Origin of the sequence: Streptomonospora nanhaiensis (assembly GCF_026642255.1) — a bacterium.
GTDB classification, from domain to species: Bacteria; Actinomycetota; Actinomycetes; order Streptosporangiales; family Streptosporangiaceae; genus Nocardiopsis; species Nocardiopsis tropica.
The window spans coordinates 5,825,009-5,843,697 of the sequence record NZ_CP113264.1; the positions used below are offsets into that span (position 1 = coordinate 5,825,009).

Consider the following 18,689-nt stretch of genomic DNA (forward strand, 5'->3'; position numbering starts at 1 on the left):
CGCGGCGGCGCCGCGCGGTGCGGTGGTGCGAGTGGTGCGGGTGGTGTAGGTGGTGCGAGTGGTGCGGACGGTGCGCGTCCCCGGCGGGGAGCGCCCGGGACGTGCGGGGCCGGGGCCCGCGGACGCGGGCCCCGGCCGGGCGGTCGGATCAGATGCGCACGTTCATCCCGGGGCCGACGGGGATGCCGCCGAAGTAGAACACGGCCAGCACGCCGATCCACAGGACGGTGAACACGACCGTGAAGGGCAGGCACCGGGCGATCACGGTGCCGATGCCCGCCCTGGGCTCGTAGGCGCGCAGGAACCCCAGCATGATCACCAGGTACGGGCTGAGCGGTGACAGGACGTTCGAGGTCGAGTCGCCGATGCGGAAGGCGGCCTGGATGAACCCGGGCTCGTAGCCGAGCAGCGCGAACATCGGCACGAAGACCGACGCGAGCAGCGCCCACATCGCCGACCCGGAGATGATGAACAGGTTCACCATGAACGCCAGGAGGATGAAGCACAGGATCGCGCCGAAGCCCGTGAACCCGGTCGCCTCCAGGCCCTCCGCCCCCTGGATGGCGATCCAGCTGGACATGTTGGTCCAGTTGAACAGCGCCAGGAACTGCGCCATCACGAAGGCCAGCACGATGAACGGCGACATCTCCTTGACCGTCTGGCCCATCACGAGGGCCAGGTCCGCCCCCTTGCGGATGCTCCCGGTCACGACGCCGTAGGTGACGCCGGGGAGGAGGAGCACCATGAAGACGATGAAGACCACGGAGCTGAGCAGCGGGGACTCCGGCAGGAAGGCGCCGTCCTCGTTGCGCATCGGCGCCCCCGGGGGCAGGCACAGGGCGAGGACCGCCGCGGCGGTCAGCAGCAGGGCCGCCCCGGCCCGGCGCAGGCCGCGCCGCTCGGTGTCGGTGAGGTTCGGGTCCATGACCTTGGCCTCGGACTCCTCGGTCCCCGCCTCGGCCCGGACCTTGTCGCGGGCGATCCCCCGGCGGACCAGGGACGGCTCCAGGACGCGGTCGATCATGAACCCCGCAGCGAAGCTGAGGATCAGCGCGATGGCGAGGGTGATGAAGTAGTTGGAGATCGGGCTGACGTAGGTGCCCAGGCCCAGCGGTTCGGCGGCGGCGTTGGTGACGCCCGAGAGCAGCGCGTCGGTGCTGGTGACGAAGGGGCTGCAGCTGAACGCGGCCGTGGCCGCCGCGTAGGCGCCGAGCAGGCCCGCCACCGGGTGCCGCCCGGCGGCCTTGAACACCATGGCGGCCAGCGGCGGGATGACCACCATGGCCGCGTCGCTCATGATGCTGCCGGAGACCGCGACGAACGAGGCCACGTAGGGCAGCAGCCAGCGGGGGGCGCCGCCGAAGGCGCGCCGCACCAGCGCGGTGAGCAGCCCGGTCCGCTCGGCCACGCCGACACCGAGCAGGACGGTCAGCACGACGCCGAGCGGCGGGAACGACACGAAGTTGGTGACCAGGGACGTGGTCAGCCAGGTGATGCCCTCGGCGGAGAAGAAGCTCCTGACGGGCTGGACGCCGTCCTCGCTCCCGGGCACCTCGACCGTGGCCCCGCTGAGCGACATGACCGTCGACAGGACCGCGATGATCGCGAAGAGGATCAGGAAGAGGACGAAGGGGTCGGGGATCTTGTTGCCGACGCGCTCGATGCCGTCGAGGGAGCGCGCGAGGAGGCCGGGGCGCGCCTGGGCGGTCCCACCGCCGGTCGCGCCCTTCTTCGGGCTCTGCGTGGTCATGGTCACCTCACGGGGGGATGGGGGGCGGGGGCTGGGGGGCTCAGGCGGTGGCCGGCGGCCGGCCGGGGGCGGTGGTGTCCTTGTGGACGACGCCGTCCTTGACGACCACCGTGATGTTGGCCGGGTCTCCCGGCAGCGTGATGTCCTCCAGGGGGTCGCCCGCGCAGACGACGATGTCCGCGCGCTTGCCGACCTGGAGGGTGCCGACCCGGTCGGCGACGCCGAGGAGCTCCGCGGCCTCGCGGGTCCCGGCGAGGATCGCGCCCATGGGGGTCATGCCGTGCTCGACGAGCAGGGCCAGCTCGTGGAGGTTGCGGCCGTGCGGAAAGATGCCGGAGTCTGTGCCCAGGGCGACGCGCACCCCGGCGGCCACGGCGGCGGAGATGTTCTCGCCGAGGTGCTCCTGGAGCCTGAGCTTCTTCTCCACCGCGTAGCCCGCCGACTTCGCGGGGTCGGGCGGCGTGGTGGCGGTGGCCAGGGTGGGGACGAGGAAGGCTCCGTCGCGGAGCATCGCCTCGATGCCCTCGGCGTCGATCTCGTAGCCGTGCTCGATGCTCGTGACACCGGCGGCGAGGGCGTTGCGGATGCTGCGGGCGCTCTGGGCGTGGGCTGCGACCGGGATCCCGTGCGCGGCGGCCTCGCGGACGACGACCGTCATCTCCTCGATGTTGAGCCCGTCGTGCCAAGGGGTGTCCTGGGGGCTCCACACGCCCCCGCCGGCCATGACCTTGACGACCCCGGCGCCCTTGCGCATGACCTCGCGTGTGCCGCGCAGGGCCTCGGCGGCGCCGTCGGTGTTGATGGACACCGCGCCGCCGGGGCCCAGGACGGTGCCGAAGTCGAACCCGCAGCAGGTGCGGAAGTCGCCGTGGCCGCCGGTGGGCCCGAGCGCGCGGTACGCGGTGGTGATGCGGGGGCCGGCGACGATGCCCTCCTCGACCGCGCGGACCACCGCGAGGTCGAGGCCCGCGAGGTCGCGGACGCTGGTCACGCCGGCGTCGAGGGTGGCGCGCAGCCGGGGGATGGCCGTGTAGTAGCCGTAGTGCGGCGGCTGGTGGAGGAACGCGGCGGGGTTCATGCCGTCGCCCCCCATGGTCATGTGCACGTGGGCGTCGACGAACCCGGGGAGGACGGTGCCGCCGCGGGCGTCGATCTCCCGGTGCGGCGCGGTGATCTCGGGCGCGTCGGCGGCGGGTCCCATCCAGTCGATGCGGCCGCCGCGGGCCACGACCACCCAGTCCTCGCGCGGTCCGGCGCCGGTCGCGTCCACGACCGTCCCGTTGCGAAAGACGACAGCGGTGTCCTCCGAAGCCATCGGCGCCACCTTCACCCTTCTCCTCGCCAGATCTCGGACATTGATTCCATAATGCGAAATCAACACTCCGGCCATGGTTAACATTCTGGAAATACGCAGCTCAGGGCCGTTTGACGGCTGTGCGAAAACCTACGCTCGGCCACCCCTAAGATGCCCAGATCGCCGGAAAAGAGTTTTTCGAGGTCGCTGATGCAGGAATCCACCACACCCAACGAGTTCGACCTGTCGCTGGTCAACGCCCTGCAGATGGCGCCCCGCGCCTCCTGGGCCGAGCTGTCGCCGATCCTGGAGGCGGACCCGACCACGCTCGCGCGCAGGTGGAGGCGGTTGGAGGAGGAGGGGCTGGCGAGGATCGCCGTCTTCCCGCGGCAGCGCGTGATGGCGCGGCGCAACCTGTCCTACGTCGAACTCAGCTGCCGCAACGGCACCGTCGAGCGGGTGGCCGCCGCCCTGGCGCAGGACCGGGACACCCTCAGCATCCAGTTCGTGGCCGGGTCGCACCAGCTGATGCTCACCGTGGTCCCCGGCGCGGGACTGGCCGACTACCTGCTCAACTGGGTCGGCGGGTTCCCCGACGTGGTGTCCTACCGGGTGCACGTCGTGACGGAGGTGCCCCGGGAGGCCTACCTGTGGCAGGTCCGCGCCCTGTCCCCGCACCAGCGGCGCCGGCTGCGGGCCCTCTCCCCCGTGCGGGGACCCCGGCCGGGCGACGAGCGCGTCACACCCCTCGACCAGCGGATCATCGACCTCCTGTGCGTCGACGCGCGCCTCGGGTACCAGCACATCGCCGAACGCCTCGACATCGCGCCCACGACCGCCGCGCGGCGCGTCAACCGGCTCCTGCGCCAGGCGCTCGTCGGGCTGCGCTGCGACATCTCCCGCGCCCGCATGGGCTGGCACGCGGCCGCCACCCTCTGGGGAACCGTCGACCCCCGCGTCCTGGAGGGCGCCAGCGACCTGGGCGAGCGCATCCCCGAAGTACGCCTGTGCACCACCATCGCCGGGCCCGAGAACACCCTCTTCATCCTGTGGCTGCGCAACGCCCCCGACCTGACCCGGGTGGAGCGCCAGCTCCTGGAGGAGCTGCCCGGCCTGCGCATCGCGGACCGGCGGATGACCCTGCGCACCTTCAAGTTCATGGGCGGGGTGATGGACGCCGAGCAGCGCTTCACCCGATCGGTCCCCGTCCAGCTGCTCCCGGCCGGGACCCCCTGACGGCGGCGCGCCCGGTCAGTCCCCGGCGGCCCCGCCCGGCAGCGCGCCCAGCTCCACCAGCAGCTCCCGGGCCAGGGGCTCCCGCAGCTCCGCGTTCGCGTCGTCGTCCATCTCGATGCGCAGGGCGAACGTGTACAGGTCCTCCCCGCGCTCCACCCAGCCGACCCACCAGCCGGGGGCCGGATCGACGTCCACCGCCCAACCGCTCTTGGCGAAGAGCGCGTGGCCGTCACCCTCCTCCACCAGGGCGATCTCGCGCAGCGCCTCCTGGTGGGCCGCGTCCACCGGCAGCTCCGAACGGGCCAGCGAGGCCAGGAACTCGGTCTGCTCCACGGCGGAGACCTCCAGCGGACCGTCCAGCCAGAACCGGTCCTCCACGTCCTCGCCGCCGATGTCCCGGTTCCCGTAGTCGAAGCGGTCCACCCAGGCCGCCATCCGCTCGTGCCCCACCCTGCGGGCCAGCTCCTGGTAGACGGGGAAGTTCGAGGCGGGGAACGCCTCCCTCAGGGACATGTCCTGTTCCCATGCCTCGACGGGCTGCGGCCCGCCGCCGTGGGGCAGCACCTCGTCCAGTCCCGACACCGCGCCCGTCTCCAGGCCGATCAGGGTGTTGGCCAGCTTGAACGTGGACGCGGGCACCGCGCGCTCGTAGGCCGCCTCCGCCCCGACGAGGGTCGACTCCCTGGCACGGGTGTCGTGGAGCACGAACGTGCCCTCCACGCCGGCCTCGGCGAACACCGACTCCAGGTCCTGGCGCTCCACCGCGGCGACGTCGCCCCGCCGCTCGTGCGCGCTCGCCTCCAGCCGCCCCTCGGACGGCGCCTCCGGCCCGCCACCGCCGCCCTGCGCGCACCCGCTGCCCGCGGTCAGCCCGAGGACGCACGCCGCGGCCAGCACCGCCGTGCCGTGCACGGCCGCCGGCCGCCCCCCTCGGCGCGCCGCCCGCGCCCGTCCGCCCGTCTCCCGGTTCCCGTCGGCTCGCACCCGTCATCCCTCCCACGCAGGAAGTCCGTCCCCGGCTCACGCTAACCCCCGGAGCCCCCCTCCGCGACGGGTTCGGCCCGACTCCCGCGGCCGGGCAGCAGCTCCCCCCGGGGCCGTGCCGCGCCCCGCCCCCGGCTCCCGCCCCGGCCCGGGCACCTTTGGGGGCCGTGTGCGCCCGCTGCTAGGCTGAACGTGTTGCTGACCCCGTACGGGAGAGTGCCCGCGTAGCCATCTCGGGCCGCCGAAGGAGCAATCCCTCCCCACGACAACCTCTCAGGCACAGCGGACCGTACGGGCGAGACCACTCTGGAAAGCAGGGACCAGCGTCCCTCGCCGAAGGTGCAAGCCACGCCGAGCGCGCGGCGAAGCTCTCAGGCACAGATGACAGAGGGGGAGGATGGCAACGCCTCTGCACGACACGACGCCCATCCTCTCGGGAGTGCCCATGTCCGATCCCGCATCAGCGCCGCGCGCCACCGCGCTCCGCGAGGTCCACGAGAAGGCCGGCGCCACGCTGGTCGACTTCGCCGGATGGCTCATGCCGCTGCGCTACGGCAGCGAGACCGCCGAGCACAAGGCGGTCCGCGAGGCCGCCGGGCTCTTCGACCTCTCCCACATGGGCGAGATCCGCCTCACCGGCCCGCAGGCCGCCGAAGCCCTCGACTTCGCCCTGGTCGGCCACCTGTCCCAGGTCAAGGTCGGCCGTGCCCGCTACACCATGATCACCGACGCCGGGGGCGGCGTCCTGGACGACCTCATCGTCTACCGGCTGGGCGAGGGGGAGTACCTCGTCGTGGCCAACGCCGCCAACGTGCCCGTGGTCGCCGCCGCGCTGGCCGAACGCGCCGAGGGCTTCGACGTCGAGGTGGCGGACGAGTCCGCCGACCACGCCCTGATCGCGATCCAGGGGCCGCGCGCGGTCGAGATCCTCGCGCCGCTCACCGACGCGGACCTGGACGGCATCCGCTACTACGCGGGGTACGAGCACACCGTCGCCGGTCAACCCGTCCTGCTCGCACGCACCGGGTACACCGGCGAGGACGGCTTCGAGATCTTCGTCCGGCCCGCCGCGAAGGCCCCCCTGGTCTGGGAAGCCCTGATGGCCGAGGGGGAACGGCACGGGCTCGTCCCGGCCGGGCTGTCGGCCCGCGACACCCTCCGCATGGAGGCCGGGATGCCGCTGTACGGGCAGGAGCTCACCGCGGAGCTCACCCCCTTCGACGCCGGACTGGGCCGCGTGGTCAAGTTCGAGAAGGAGGGCGACTTCGTGGGCCGCGGCGCCCTGGAGGAGGCCTCCCGCACCGCCCGCCCCCGCCGCCTCATCGGCCTCGTCGCGCGCGGGCGCCGCCCGCTGCGCAAGGGCCAGGACGTCCTCCGCGACGGCGAGACCGTCGGAACCCTCACCAGCGGCGCGCCCTCCCCCACCCTGGGCCGCCCCATCGCCATGGCCTACGTGGACGGCGACCTCGACACCTCGACCGGCGCGTTCACCGTGGACGTGCGCGGAAGGGGCGAGGACGTCGACGTGGTCGAGCTGCCGTTCTACAAGCGGCAGCCGTAGCAGCAGGGGCCTTCACACCCCGAAGGCCCGCGCGCCCCGCGCGGCCGGATCCCCTGACCGGGGACCGGCACGCACGTGGCGCGACCGGGCGTAGGCCGGGCCGGGCAGCACAGGTGCACGGCAGGAAAATGGAACACCTCCAAGGAGAGTTGAAGTGAGCGTTCCCACGGAGCTGGGTTACACGGCCAAACACGAGTGGGTCGCGGTCGAGGACGGGATCGCCACCGTCGGGATCACCTCGTTCGCCGCCGAGTCCCTGGGCGACATCGTCTTCGTCGAGCTGCCCGAGGTCGGCAGCGAGGTGACCGCCGGTGAGCCGAGCGGCGAGGTGGAGTCCACCAAGTCCGTCAGCGACATCTACTCGCCGGTCAGCGGCGAGGTCGTCGAGGTCAACGAGTCCCTCGAGGACGCGCCCGAGACGATCAACACCGCCCCCTTCGAGGGCGGCTGGCTGTTCAGGGCCCGGCTCGCCGAGGAGCCCTCCGGGCTGCTCTCCGCCGAGGAGTACACGAAGCTGACCGAAGGCGAGGAGTAGGCCCCCGATGGCTACTGACAACACGCTCAACCAGACACTGGGCGAACTGGACCCCGAGGTGTCGGCCGCGGTCGACGCGGAGCTGGCCCGCCAGCGCGACACCCTGGAGATGATCGCCTCGGAGAACTTCGCCCCCCAGGCGGTGATCGAGGCGCAGGGCACCGTCCTGACCAACAAGTACGCGGAGGGCTACCCCGGCCGCCGCTACTACGGCGGGTGCGAGCACGTCGACGTCGTCGAGCAGCTCGCGATCGACCGCGCCAAGGCGCTGTTCGGCGCCGAGCACGCGAACGTGCAGCCGCACTCGGGCGCGCAGGCCAACACGGCCGTGTACTTCGCACTGCTCAAGCCGGGCGACACCATCCTGGGCCTGGACCTGGCCCACGGCGGCCACCTCACCCACGGCATGCGGATCAACTACTCCGGCAAGATCCTCAACGCGGTCGCCTACCACGTGCGCGACGAGGACGGCACCGTCGACTACGACGAGGTCCAGGCGCTCGCCAAGGAGCACCAGCCGAAGATGATCGTCGCCGGCTGGTCGGCGTACCCGCGCCAGCTGGACTTCGCCCGCTTCCGGGAGATCGCGGACTCCGTCGGCGCCCTGCTGATGGTGGACATGGCGCACTTCGCCGGCCTGGTCGCCGCCGGGCTGCACCCCAACCCGGTGCCGTTCGCCGACGTGGTCACCACCACCACGCACAAGACGCTGGGCGGGCCGCGCGGCGGCATGATCCTCGCGAAGTCGGAGTACGGCAAGAAGATCAACTCCGCGGTGTTCCCCGGCATGCAGGGCGGCCCGCTGGAGCACGTGATCGCCGCCAAGGCGGTCTCGTTCAAGGTCGCCGCGGGCGAGGAGTTCGCCGAGCGCCAGCGCCGCACCGTCAGCGGTGCGCGCCTGCTCGCCGAGCGCCTCACCCGGCCGGACATGGCCGAGGCCGGCGTCAAGGTCGCCTCCGGGGGCACGGACGTGCACCTGGTCCTGGTCGACCTGGTGGACTCCCGGCTCAACGGCCAGGAGGCCGAGGACCGCCTGCACGGCATCGGGATCACGGTCAACCGCAACGCGGTGCCCAACGACCCGCGTCCGCCGATGGTCACCTCCGGTCTGCGGATCGGCACCCCGGCCCTGGCCACCCGCGGGTTCGGCGACGAGGACTTCGCCGAGGTCGCCGACGTCATCGCCGAGGCGCTCAAGCCGGAGTTCGACGCCGACGCCCTGAGCGGCAGGGTCCGTGCCCTGACCGCCAAGTACCCGCTCTACCCCAACCTGTAGGGCGCCCGCCGTGCGGGGCCCCGGGCCCCGCACGGCACCCCTGCTCCCCGGGCCCTGTACTCAACGAGGAGGACAGCCATGGCCATCAGCGCGTTCGACCTGTTCAAGATCGGCATCGGGCCGTCCAGCTCGCACACGGTCGGCCCGATGAAGGCGGCCCGCACGTTCGCCACCGGGCTGCGCGAGGCGGGCACGGCCGACCGGACCGCCCGTGTCCGGGCCGAGCTGTACGGATCCCTGGCGCTCACCGGCAAGGGGCACGGCAGCGACACCGCCGTGGTGCTGGGGCTGATGGGCCACACCCCCGAGCACGTGGACGTGGACGGGGTTTCCGAGCTCGTCGAGGGGGTCCGGGACGACCGGGGCCTGTACCTGGGCGGCCCGGACGGGCCGCGGGTGGCCTTCGACCCGGCCGTGGACATCGACTTCCGCCGCCGGGAGAGCCTGCCCGACCATCCGAACGGGATGCGGTTCGCGGCCCTGGACGCCGACGGGGGCGAACTGGCCTCCAAGGTGTACTACTCGGTGGGCGGCGGCTTCGTCGTGGACGAGCGCGCCGCCGGAGCCGACCGGATCACACCCGACGCCACCGTCGTCCCGCACCCGTTCGACAGCGCCGAGGAGCTGCTGGCGATCTGCGCGGAGACGGGGAAGTCGATCAGCGCGGTGATGCTCGACAACGAGCAGGCGTTCGGACGCACCCCCGATCAGATCCGCGAGGAGCTCCTGGTCATCTGGACCGCGATGCGCCAGTGCGTGCGCCGGGGCGTGATGACCGAGGGCAGCCTCCCCGGCGGCCTGAAGGTGCCGCGCCGGGCGCACCGCCTGTACCGGCAGCTGGGCGGGAACTGCGACGAGGCGGGCCTGCTGGCGCCGACCGGGGTGGACCCCGACCCGATGCGCGGCAGCGACTGGATCACCCTGTACGCCCTGGCCGTCAACGAGGAGAACGCGGCGGGCGGCCGTGTGGTGACCGCGCCGACCAACGGCGCCGCGGGCATCGTCCCGGCCGTGCTGCACTACTACCTGCACTTCAGCCCGGGGGCCGGCGACGAGGGCGTGGTGCGCTTCCTGCTCACGGCCGCCGCGATCGGCATCCTGTTCAAGCAGAACGCGTCGATCTCGGGCGCGGAGGTCGGCTGCCAGGGCGAGGTGGGATCGGCCTCCTCGATGGCCGCCGCCGGTCTGGCGGAGGTCCTGGGCGGCACCCCGGCCCAGGTGGAGAACGCCGCCGAGATCGCCATGGAGCACAACCTGGGGCTGACCTGCGACCCGATCGGCGGCCTCGTGCAGGTGCCGTGCATCGAGCGCAACGCCCTCGCCTCCGTGAAGGCGATCAGCGCGACCCGCATGGCGCTGCGCGGCGACGGCAGCCACTTCGTGTCGCTGGACAAGGTCATCCGCACCATGCGCGACACCGGCCGCGACATGATGGACAAGTACAAGGAGACCTCGCGCGGCGGCCTCGCCGTCAACGTCATCGAGTGCTGATCGGGGCAGCCATCCGTCGCACCGGCCCCTGCCCGAGGGGCCCTTGGCGGCCGCCCTCCCACACGTTGTCAACAGCATGAAGGTGGGCTTCTTGCGGCAACTCGCAGACAACGGCGCTCGGACAGATCCTGTCCCCTGAAACCCGGTGACCAGGCAAGGAGCGGCTGAGCGGATGCAGATCCGGCCCATTGATGCGGTGTTGACAAAAATCGCGCACCGCAGTGCGCTCGGCTCTTTCAGGCGCGCATGTACCGTGGACACCAGTCGGACAGCGTGATGCCGCGTGAACCAGAGGGGCTGCGCGCACTGCGGCACCCCCGGACACAGCTGTGCCCCGGGTGGCGTGCTGAGCAGAGGCGGCCCGGGGCTTACGTCCTCGACGATACCACGCAGGACCCGGAACAGACAGCCTCCCCCAGGCCGAGACGGAAGAAGGCCCTGTTGAGCGACGACATGCCGGAGTGGATGTACACCGTCTACTCACGTCCGCGCCTGGCCCCCTACATCACCGCTTGCGACGGAGACTCCACCAGGGCGGCCCATCTGTACCACTGGAACGTCGCCGTCTCCGCCGCCTTCTACCGTCCCCTGCACGTCCTCGAACTGGCACTGCGCAACTCCATGCACGACCGGTTGTGCGACCGCTTCGGGCGGGCGGACTGGTGGCACGCGGCTCCGCTCCACCGCAAGGGCGTGCAGCTCGTCGCCCAGGCGAGGGACACCTGCCTCCGGCGGGGATCCCCCGCGAGCCCGGACGACATCGTCACCGAGCTGTCCTTCGGATTCTGGTCCTTCCTGCTGGTCTCCCGGTACGACCGCAGCCTCTGGCGCACGGCCCTGCACAGCGCCTTCCCCTTCTACGGCGGCCCCCGCGAGGACCTGCGCAGGCAGGTGGACTACCTGCGCACCTTCCGCAACCGGATCATGCACCACGAGCCCATCCACCACCGTCACCTGGAGGCGGACCACAGCACGATCTACCGCGTCCTGTCCTGGATCAACCCGGAGGCGGCCGGCGGAATCAGGCACATGGACCAGGTCCCCGAGGTACTCCTGGTCAAGGAGCAGGAGTGGCGGGGCGTCCTTCCCCCGAGCAACTGAGGAGAGCCACCGTGGACGAGAGCGGGCCGACACTAGTGTCACGCGCGCAGCTCGCCAGGCACGCCGGCGTCAGCCCCGCCGCGGTGACCAACTGGGTCGAGCGCGGTCCTGACCTCCCCGAACCGGCGGATTTCAGCGAGCGATCGGCGCTTCCCTCCACTCCTTGGACGACAAGGCCCGCCTGCACGCCGAGATAAGCAGGACGACGAGCGAACTACATGACGCTCTGGCCCCCATGCTGTTCTCCGGACAGGTACCTGTTTCGGCGATCGACACGTGATACACGCCAGCCCCTGGTAGGAGGGGAGCCCGTCAAGCGCGCAGGGCAGCACGCAGCCGCTTCGTGTCGCCGGACAAGGTCATCCGCACCATGCGCGGCACCGGCCGCGACATGATGGACAAGTACAAGGAGACCTCGCGCGGCGGCCTCGCCGTCAACGTCATCGAGTGCTGAGGGGAACCCTCGGAACCCGTGGAACGCGTGCGGTCGACGCGGCGGTCTCCGCCGCGTCGACCGGGAGCCCCGCCTGCGGCTGCGCGGGGACGCCGGCCGGGCCGCGCGTGAGCGCGGCCCGGGGGCGGGTCACTTCGAGGCGTCGGCCTCGGCGCCGGTGTCTGCGTCGGGCGCCGCGACGGCGGCGGCCACCCTCTCCGGGTCCGGCGCCTTCGTGAGGAGGCTGACGGCGACCAGGGCGACCAGGGCCGCGGGCAGTGCCGCGATGACCCCGTTCAGGCCGGCCGGGGTCCCGGCCAGCTGCCAGCCGATGGTCGTGGCCGCGCCCACGACGAGGGCGGCGACGGCTCCGGCGGTGGTCGCGCGCTTCCAGAACAGCACCGACAGGACCACCGGGGTGATCGCCGCGCCGTAGACGGTGTACGAGTACATCTGGAGCTCGAGCACGGTCGGGAAGTACAGGCTCAGGGCCAGGCCCGCGAGCGCGATGCCCAGGACCGACAGCCGCTGGACCACGAGCTTGCTGCGCTCGCTCACCCGGTCCCCCACGAAGCGCGCGTACAGGTCGTAGGCGACGTTGGAGGCTCCGGACAGCATGTACGACGAGCCCGTCGTGATGACGAAGGCGACCGCGCCGGCCAGGATCAGGCCGCCCAGGACGGCGGGCAGGTAGCCCTCGGAGGCCAGGCTCAGGACCGCCATGTCCCCGTTGATGCCGGGCATGAGGACGGCGGCGGCCGTGGCGAGCAGGACGACGGGGATGAAGACGAAGAAGCTGCCCACCAGCATGCCCATGGTGGACGACCTGGCCTCGCGCTCGTCCTTGGCGGCGGCGAGGCGCTGGTACATGTTCTGGTCGGCGAGGAGCAGCAGGAACAGCGGGAGGAAGTAGCCGAGGAGCTGGAGCGCGCTCAGTCCGCCGCTGAAGGTCCGCGCCTGCTCCGGCAGCCCGTCCCAGTAGGCGCCCGGACCGCCGACCGCGGCGAACACCAGGGGCAGCGCCATGCACAGGCCGAGGACGATGAGGATGGCGGACACGAAGTCGGTGTAGGCGACGGAGAACAGGCCGCCGCTGATCGTCAGCAGGGTCACGACGACGGCGATGAGCACGGTCCCCTGGGTGGCGGACAGCGGGGTGACCAGGCTGACGACGTACCCGCCGCCGACGAACTGCGAGGCGGTCAGGCCCAGGAAGGCGATGGTGGTGACCACCGCCGCGACGGTGCGGACCCCGATGCCGAAGCGCACCTCCAGCAGTTCGGGGATGGTGTGCCTGGACGCCCTCCGGATGCGGCGGGCCGCCAGGAGCAGGACGAGGATGCCCAGCGGGGTGCCCGCGAAGAAGACGAGCCCGGCCGTCGGCCCGTAGGTGTAGGCGAAGTTGGCGCCGCCGATGATGGTTCCGGACCCGACCCAGGTGACCAGCATGGTGGCGATCATGACCGGGCGGGGGAGGCTGCGTCCGGCGAAGAGGAAGTCGTCACCGCCGCGCAGCTTGCCTGAGCGCAGGAAGTAGAGGGCGATCCCCAGCATGGCCAGGATGTACACGGCGAGGATCACGAGATGGGTCGTCTGCATTGGCCACCTGCGAGGTTCGGTTCAGGGGATGGGCACGGGGGGAGACCACCGGCGGTGATCCGTCCGCCATGAAAGCAGTCGCGCCAGTGAAGTGCAACACTTATTGCAAAGAACGTGATCCTGATCACGTCACGTGCGTGTCACTCCGTCGCCGCAGGTCATCCACCCGGCCGTCGCTCAGAAGAGCTCCGTCTCCTCCCACAGGCGCTCCGTGTCGCGCACGGCCCGCAGCACCCCGTCCCCGCCGATCCGCGCCAGCTCGGCCAGCACCGCGTGGATCACCGACATCGCCGGGACCAGCGAGGGGAACATGCCCACCCCCTCGCTCGGGACGAGCAGCAGGTGCGCGGCGCCCTCCGCCAGCGGGGAGTCCCTGCGGTCGGTGATGACCGCGACCGGCACCGACCGCTGCCCGGCGACCCTCACCGCGGCGCGCAGCGCGGTGGGCAGCCGCCACAGGTCGCACGCCAGCAGCAGGTCCTCCGGTCCCATCCGCCCCAGGGCGTTGACCAGCGCCGTCCCCCCGACGTCGAACCGCTCCACGTCGTAGCCCATGATCCCGGCGGCGTGCGCCAGTTGCAGGCCGGGCGCCGCGAAGGTGCCCGAACCCACCACCCTGGTCCTGCGCGCGGCGTGGATGGAGGCGGCGAGCGCGCGCACCCTGCCGGGTTCGAGCGTGAGCTCCAGGGTCCGCAGCCCCTCGCGGTCGGCGCGGACCGCCGCCCGGACCGGGTCGGCGTCGGACCCGGCGTGCTCGGCCAGCACCTCCCCCGCGCTGAGGGAGGCCAGGTAGCGCGAGCGCAGTTCGACGCGGAGCGCCGGCCAGCCGCTGAACCCGAGGGCCTGCGCGGCGCGGACCACCGTGGCGACGTTGACCCCGGCGCGCTCGGCCAGTTCCGCGGTGCTCGCGTAGGACGCGAACCTCGGCTGGTCCCGCAGCACCCTGACCACGCGCTCGGCCGCGCGGCCCAGGCGCCCGTCGCCGAGCGCGGCCTCGATCCAGTCCGCCATCACCCCTCCGTCCCGGCGCGGCCGGAACACCCCGGGCCGCGCGTCCACCAAGCGATACCACCCCCTGGCCGTCCGCGCGCCTTTGATGCAACATATATTGCAGATGCGTGGCCCACACGCCGAGCCGTTCCATCGGAGGTACACATGACCCGCCAGTCCCAGCCGCCGCTCCTCTTCACCGGGGCGGGCCTCCTCGACCCGGAGGCGGGCACCAGGACGCCGGACTCCTGGCTGCTCGTGGAGGACGGGCTCATCGCGGGCAGCGGCCGCGGCCCCGCCCCCGAGAAGGACGGGGCCGTCGAGGTCGTCGACCTGGGCGGAGCCACCCTCATGCCGGGCCTCATCGACGGCCACATCCACGCGACCGCCTTCAGCGCCGACCTCGGCGCGGCCATGGACCACTCGCCCTCCTACATCGCCAGCTACGCCGCCACGTCCCTCAACGCCATGCTCAAGCGCGGCTTCACCACCGTCCGCGACGTCGCCGGGGGCGACTGGGGCCTGGCCCTCGCGGTGGAGGAGGGGCTGGTCGACGGCCCCCGGCTGATGTTCGGCGGCAAGGCCCTCTCCCAGACGGGCGGGCACGGCGACTTCCGGGGCCCCGGCCGCCAGGGCAACGACACCCACGCCTGCTGCCCCGGCGCCGGCGTGGTCTGCGACGGCCCCGACGAGTTCCGCCGGGCCGCGCGCGAACAGCTCCGCACCGGCGCGCACCACCTCAAGATCATGCTGTCGGGCGGGGTCGCCTCCCCGACCGACCGCATCGACTCCACGCAGTCCTCCGAGGACGAGATCCGCGCCGTGGTGGAGGAGGCCGAGGCCGCCAACCGCTACGTCACCGGCCACGCCTACACCGCCCGCGCCGTCAACCGGGGCCTGCGCCTGGGCGTGCGCTGCATCGAGCACGGCAACCTCATCGATCAGAGCAGCGTCGAGCTGTTCCTGGAGCACGACGCCTTCCTGGTGCCCACGCTCGTGACCTACGAGGAACTGTCCCTCCAGGGCGCCGCCTACGGCCTGCCCGCCGCGAGCCAGGAGAAGGTGGACACCGTCCTCACCCGCGGCATGGACGCGCTGCGCATGGCGCACGAGGCCGGGGTGAACCTGGTCTTCGGCAGCGACCTGCTCGGCGGTATGCAGGACCGCCAGAGCCGGGAGTTCGCCATCCGCGGCCGGGTCCAGCCCGCCGCCGACGTCCTGCGCTCGGCCACCGTCAACGCCGCCCGGCTCCTCGGCCTGGAGGGCGTCGTCGGCACCCTGCGCGACGGCGCCCGTGCCGACCTGCTGGTCGTGGACGGCGACCCCCTCGCCGACATCGGGGTGCTCGCGGATCCCGAGCGCAACGTGCGCACCGTCCTGCGCGACGGCCGCGTGCGGCACGAGCGCGGCGACGCGGACGCCGCCCTGGCGTAGGCCGTGTTCCGCGGGTCGTCCCGGGCCCGCGGCGATCGGCGCGAGCGCCGGGCCCACCGAAAGCACCCACGGACCACGCCCAGGTGTGCTGGCCGCTGAGGTCGGGAACCGCCCACCCCGCCCGACCCAAGCGAAGAGGGCCTCCGGTATCGGTGTGGATCGTCTGGATCTGCACCGACTCACCGGAGGACCCTCCGTGGTTCACACCATCCATGCCAACGCATCCCTGGCCCCGTGGGCGCCTCGCGCCGGCCCGCTGCGTGGTCGAGGACGGATGGTCGCCGCGCCGAGCCGGGGAGGGCCCGTGCGGGCCCTCCCCCTCAGGCGAGGCCCCGCCGGGGGTTCTTGGCCGGAGCGGTCATCGACATCCGCACGACGGCGGGCACCCTCTCCAGGTCGAGAGAGCTGCGCAGGTTCGCCAGGGCGTCCGAGCGCACCCGCTGCCACACCCCCCTGACGTCGGCGTCGTCGTCCAGGGTGAGCGCCAGCCGCAGGTGCGGCGCGTCGGAGGACTCCGTCAGCCTCGCACGTGCGCGGCGCACACCCGGGTAGTCCGCGACCTCCTGCTCCAGCGCTCCGCGGGCCACGCTCTCGGACATCTCCACCCGGCCGTCGTTGCCCTTGTCCAGGACCAGGCGCCCCACGGTGTCGTTGAGCCCCTGGATCATCAGCCAGCGCAACGCCAGGAACCCCGCGACGAACGCCACCGCGACCGCCGCGTACGGCACCCACGGCCGTCCGAGGAAGTCGGCCGCCGACGCGCTGAGCAGGGGGCTCTCCGCGAGGGACGCGCCGAACAGCCCGCGCCCCGCGGCGAGCGCCGCCAGCCCCGCGGCGAGCGGGACCGCGCCCACGACCGCGAGGCCCCAACGGTTCCCCCGGGCCGACCTGCGGGCCCTGTCTCGCACCACGGTCACACCTCCGCGTACCTGACATGGGTGGCGATCCGCATGCTGCGCAGCGGCGCCAGCTCCTCCAACCGCCGCTCCACGGCCGCGGTCACCTCCGCGGGCAGCCCCGCGGCCTCCCGCATACCGGTGCGCACGTGCACCCGGAGCCTGTTGCCCCGGACGGCGACGTTCACGGCGTCGACACCGCTGACCTCGTGCGCCGCCGCGGCCACCGCACGGCGCAGCGCGGGCCTGGTGAGCCCCACCACCAGTGCGGGGTCGTCGGTGCGCAGCGCGGTCCAGTGCCCGTGCCCGGGCGTGAGGGCTGCCACGATCAGCGCCAGGCCGATCAGCGCCAGGACGGCCGACGCGATCTGCACCGAGGGGGCGGACCAGGTGGTGGCCCCGGCATATCCGGTGGCCGCGCCCACCGGGATGAGCCGCAGCGGGCTCCCGGCGAGCGCGGAGATCACCTCGGCGGCGGCGACGACGGCCACGACGAGGATCACGAGCCCCGTGATCACCGCGGGCCACGACCTCCTCGGCCGGAAGGTATGGACCGCCACCCGCTTCGCCCGACGGTCGACGCCCTGGTCCGGGCGGCCGAGCACCTCTTCCACGGTGGTCATGTCAGCGCACCAGCTCCGCGATCTCGATGTCGATGTGGTGGACTTGCTTGCCGGTGGTCCGCTCGACCCGTTCCTTGACGTGTCCGCGGACACGGGCGGCGGCCTCCCGCGCCGAGCGCGGGTAGCGCACGGTGATCCGCAGCCGCAGGAGGACCACGTCACCGCTCACCTTCGCCCGTGCGGCCCTCGACCTGGCCGCGCGGGCCCCCTCGACCTCGCGGACGGCCCGGGCCGCGACCTTCTCGACCACTCCGGGCTCGATGACGGTGCGGCCCGCGGGGCCGCGTCCGCGCTCGTGCCGCCCGTGGTCCGGCCCGCCGGGCGGGTGCTCCCTCTGCCTGGGGACCGTATCGGTCCGCACTCCGGCCACGACCGCTCCTTCCCTCCGGGGCGTGTGTGTCGGCGGCGCCCTCGCACGTCCGAGGGGCCCGCCTCAGGCCGATCGCCGCGAGAACATCTCACCGAGGTCGATCTCGCCCTCCATCGCCCGGCCCGCGACGAACCCGACGAGGCCCAGAACCAGGACCAGCGCGAAGGCCGCGAACCCGCCGAAGGCGGCGGCGAGCCCCAGTACCGTCCCGTAGGACAGGCCGACGATGGGCCACATGGCTTCCCCCTCTTGTCCAGCACCTGTTGCTTCCACGTTCAGAGCCCCGTCCGGCTGCCGTCGCCGAGACCGGCGACCACGTCCTCCACCGAGATGTGGACGGTGCGGCCGCCGGCCAGCGGGGCCAGGCCCCGGCGCAGCTCGGCTGCGATCTCCGGCAGCGGTCTCCCGAAGCGGACCACGACGCCCACCTCGACCCCGTCCGAGCGCACCGCGACGCCGTGCACGCGTCCGCCGGGCACGGGGGTGGCCAGCGTTCCGAACCCTCCGGACGACAGCTCCACCACGTCCGGGAAGCGGACGGCCTCCTCGGCCACGCGCCGGGCCACCTCGCCCGGGTCCCCACCGCCGGCCGCCACTACCGGACCCGGGGCCCGGAGTCGTCGGAGTCGTCGTCCTGGTCCTCGTCGGGCAGGTGGATGTCGTCCACCCTGATGTTGATCTCGGTGACCTCCAGGCCGGTCATGCGCTCCACCGCCGTGGCGACGTTGCGCCGCACGGAGGCCGCGAGGTCCTGGATGGCGGCCCCGTACTCGACGACCAGGTCGATGTCCACGGCGGCCTGGCGCTCGCCCACCTCGACCGAGACCCCGCGCGAGACGGAGCCGCGGTCGGCGCCGCCGCCGGTCACGGCGTCCCTCACGGCGCCGACGGCGCGCGCCGTCCCGCCGCCCATCGCGTGGACGCCGCCGATCTCACGCGCGGCCATCCCGGCGATCTTCGCGACCACCCCGTCCGCGATCTGGGTGCGTCCTCCCCCGTCGCCGGAGGCGTCCCCCCTGCCCGCCTCGCGGGCGCCCGGCACCTTCGCTTCGGTCCTGATGTCCGACACTGGTCCCCCCCTGCGCAGTGTGCAGAAACCCCGTGGTCACAGCGGTC

18 protein-coding genes, 1 pseudogene and 1 riboswitch are annotated in these 18,689 nt (G+C 72.7%); of the genes and pseudogenes, 8 read left to right on the forward strand and 11 right to left on the reverse strand.

The features are described from left to right. Window positions 1-148: 148 nt before the first annotated feature. Both OUQ99_RS25070 and OUQ99_RS25075 read right to left on the reverse strand, forming a co-directional pair. A complete protein-coding gene (locus OUQ99_RS25070) occupies window positions 149-1,750 on the reverse strand; it encodes an AbgT family transporter (RefSeq protein WP_267946244.1) in 1,602 nt (533 codons plus the stop codon). Window positions 1,751-1,790: 40 nt separating this feature from the next. Next, a complete protein-coding gene (locus OUQ99_RS25075; protein ID WP_267946245.1) occupies window positions 1,791-3,065 on the reverse strand; it encodes a metal-dependent hydrolase family protein in 1,275 nt (424 codons plus the stop codon). A gap of 189 nt (window positions 3,066-3,254) precedes the next feature. Between OUQ99_RS25075 and OUQ99_RS25080 the strand changes: the two genes are divergently transcribed. Beyond that, on the forward strand, window positions 3,255-4,280 hold the full coding sequence (locus OUQ99_RS25080) for an Lrp/AsnC family transcriptional regulator (RefSeq protein WP_267946246.1): 1,026 nt from the start codon (window positions 3,255-3,257) through the stop codon (window positions 4,278-4,280). 15 nt (window positions 4,281-4,295) lie between these two features. Here the strand turns inward: OUQ99_RS25080 and OUQ99_RS25085 are convergent, their stop codons facing one another. Then, window positions 4,296-5,192 carry a penicillin-binding transpeptidase domain-containing protein gene (locus OUQ99_RS25085; RefSeq protein WP_267946247.1) on the reverse strand — a complete coding sequence of 299 codons (897 nt, stop codon included), beginning with the start codon at window positions 5,190-5,192 and terminating at the stop codon, window positions 4,296-4,298. Window positions 5,193-5,463: 271 nt separating this feature from the next. After that, window positions 5,464-5,564: riboswitch (glycine riboswitch) on the forward strand. A 145-nt stretch (window positions 5,565-5,709) separates the two neighbouring features. Here OUQ99_RS25085 and gcvT point away from each other — a divergent pair. The 6 genes and pseudogenes from gcvT to OUQ99_RS25115 all read left to right on the forward strand — a co-directional run. Continuing rightward, window positions 5,710-6,825 carry a glycine cleavage system aminomethyltransferase GcvT gene (gene gcvT / locus OUQ99_RS25090; protein WP_267946248.1) on the forward strand — a complete coding sequence of 372 codons (1,116 nt, stop codon included), beginning with the start codon at window positions 5,710-5,712 and terminating at the stop codon, window positions 6,823-6,825. A 154-nt stretch (window positions 6,826-6,979) separates the two neighbouring features. Next, complete coding sequence (gcvH, locus tag OUQ99_RS25095; protein WP_267946249.1) at window positions 6,980-7,360, forward strand: glycine cleavage system protein GcvH; 381 nt, start codon at window positions 6,980-6,982, stop codon at window positions 7,358-7,360. 7 nt (window positions 7,361-7,367) lie between these two features. Beyond that, on the forward strand, window positions 7,368-8,636 hold the full coding sequence (gene glyA, locus OUQ99_RS25100) for a serine hydroxymethyltransferase (RefSeq protein ID WP_267946250.1): 1,269 nt from the start codon (window positions 7,368-7,370) through the stop codon (window positions 8,634-8,636). Window positions 8,637-8,714: 78 nt separating this feature from the next. Continuing rightward, the gene (locus tag OUQ99_RS25105; RefSeq protein ID WP_267946251.1) at window positions 8,715-10,127 is read left to right on the forward strand and encodes an L-serine ammonia-lyase; all 1,413 of its coding nucleotides are present in this window, start codon (window positions 8,715-8,717) and stop codon (window positions 10,125-10,127) included. A 441-nt stretch (window positions 10,128-10,568) separates the two neighbouring features. Next, window positions 10,569-11,228 (forward strand): hypothetical protein, encoded by a 660-nt coding sequence (locus OUQ99_RS25110; RefSeq protein ID WP_267946252.1) that lies wholly within the window; start codon window positions 10,569-10,571, stop codon window positions 11,226-11,228. Window positions 11,229-11,559: 331 nt separating this feature from the next. Continuing rightward, window positions 11,560-11,682 (forward strand): annotated as a pseudogene (locus tag OUQ99_RS25115) (L-serine ammonia-lyase, iron-sulfur-dependent, subunit alpha); the annotation flags it as partial. A 129-nt stretch (window positions 11,683-11,811) separates the two neighbouring features. Here OUQ99_RS25115 and OUQ99_RS25120 read toward each other — a convergent pair. Together OUQ99_RS25120 and OUQ99_RS25125 are read right to left on the reverse strand one after the other, a co-directional pair. Then, the gene (locus tag OUQ99_RS25120) at window positions 11,812-13,260 is read right to left on the reverse strand and encodes a sodium:solute symporter family protein (RefSeq protein ID WP_267946253.1); all 1,449 of its coding nucleotides are present in this window, start codon (window positions 13,258-13,260) and stop codon (window positions 11,812-11,814) included. A gap of 177 nt (window positions 13,261-13,437) precedes the next feature. Further along, window positions 13,438-14,271 (reverse strand): MurR/RpiR family transcriptional regulator, encoded by an 834-nt coding sequence (locus tag OUQ99_RS25125; RefSeq protein ID WP_267946254.1) that lies wholly within the window; start codon window positions 14,269-14,271, stop codon window positions 13,438-13,440. Window positions 14,272-14,415: 144 nt separating this feature from the next. On the opposite strand from OUQ99_RS25125, the gene OUQ99_RS25130 reads away from it, so the two are divergent. Continuing rightward, window positions 14,416-15,684 (forward strand): metal-dependent hydrolase family protein, encoded by a 1,269-nt coding sequence (locus tag OUQ99_RS25130; protein WP_267946255.1) that lies wholly within the window; start codon window positions 14,416-14,418, stop codon window positions 15,682-15,684. 320 nt (window positions 15,685-16,004) lie between these two features. Here the strand turns inward: OUQ99_RS25130 and OUQ99_RS25135 are convergent, their stop codons facing one another. The 6 genes from OUQ99_RS25135 to OUQ99_RS25160 all read right to left on the reverse strand — a co-directional run bounded on the left by OUQ99_RS25135 (window position 16,005) and on the right by OUQ99_RS25160 (window position 18,642). Then, complete coding sequence (locus OUQ99_RS25135; RefSeq protein ID WP_267946256.1) at window positions 16,005-16,595, reverse strand: alkaline shock response membrane anchor protein AmaP; 591 nt, start codon at window positions 16,593-16,595, stop codon at window positions 16,005-16,007. Window positions 16,596-16,597: 2 nt separating this feature from the next. After that, window positions 16,598-17,203 (reverse strand): DUF6286 domain-containing protein, encoded by a 606-nt coding sequence (locus OUQ99_RS25140; RefSeq protein WP_267946257.1) that lies wholly within the window; start codon window positions 17,201-17,203, stop codon window positions 16,598-16,600. Between the two features lies 1 nt (window position 17,204). Then, entirely contained in the window at window positions 17,205-17,573 is a 369-nt protein-coding gene (locus tag OUQ99_RS25145; protein ID WP_267946258.1) for a hypothetical protein, read from the reverse strand. A 63-nt stretch (window positions 17,574-17,636) separates the two neighbouring features. Then, the gene (locus OUQ99_RS25150) at window positions 17,637-17,810 is read right to left on the reverse strand and encodes a hypothetical protein (RefSeq protein ID WP_267946259.1); all 174 of its coding nucleotides are present in this window, start codon (window positions 17,808-17,810) and stop codon (window positions 17,637-17,639) included. A gap of 38 nt (window positions 17,811-17,848) precedes the next feature. After that, window positions 17,849-18,169, reverse strand: a complete 321-nt coding sequence (locus tag OUQ99_RS25155; RefSeq protein ID WP_267946260.1) for a hypothetical protein — start codon at window positions 18,167-18,169, stop codon at window positions 17,849-17,851. Next, window positions 18,169-18,642: an Asp23/Gls24 family envelope stress response protein gene (locus OUQ99_RS25160; protein ID WP_267946261.1), complete on the reverse strand. Its 474-nt coding sequence runs from the start codon at window positions 18,640-18,642 to the stop codon at window positions 18,169-18,171. The genes OUQ99_RS25155 and OUQ99_RS25160 overlap by 1 nt, the downstream gene beginning before the upstream one ends. Between the last annotated feature and the right edge of the window lie 47 nt (window positions 18,643-18,689).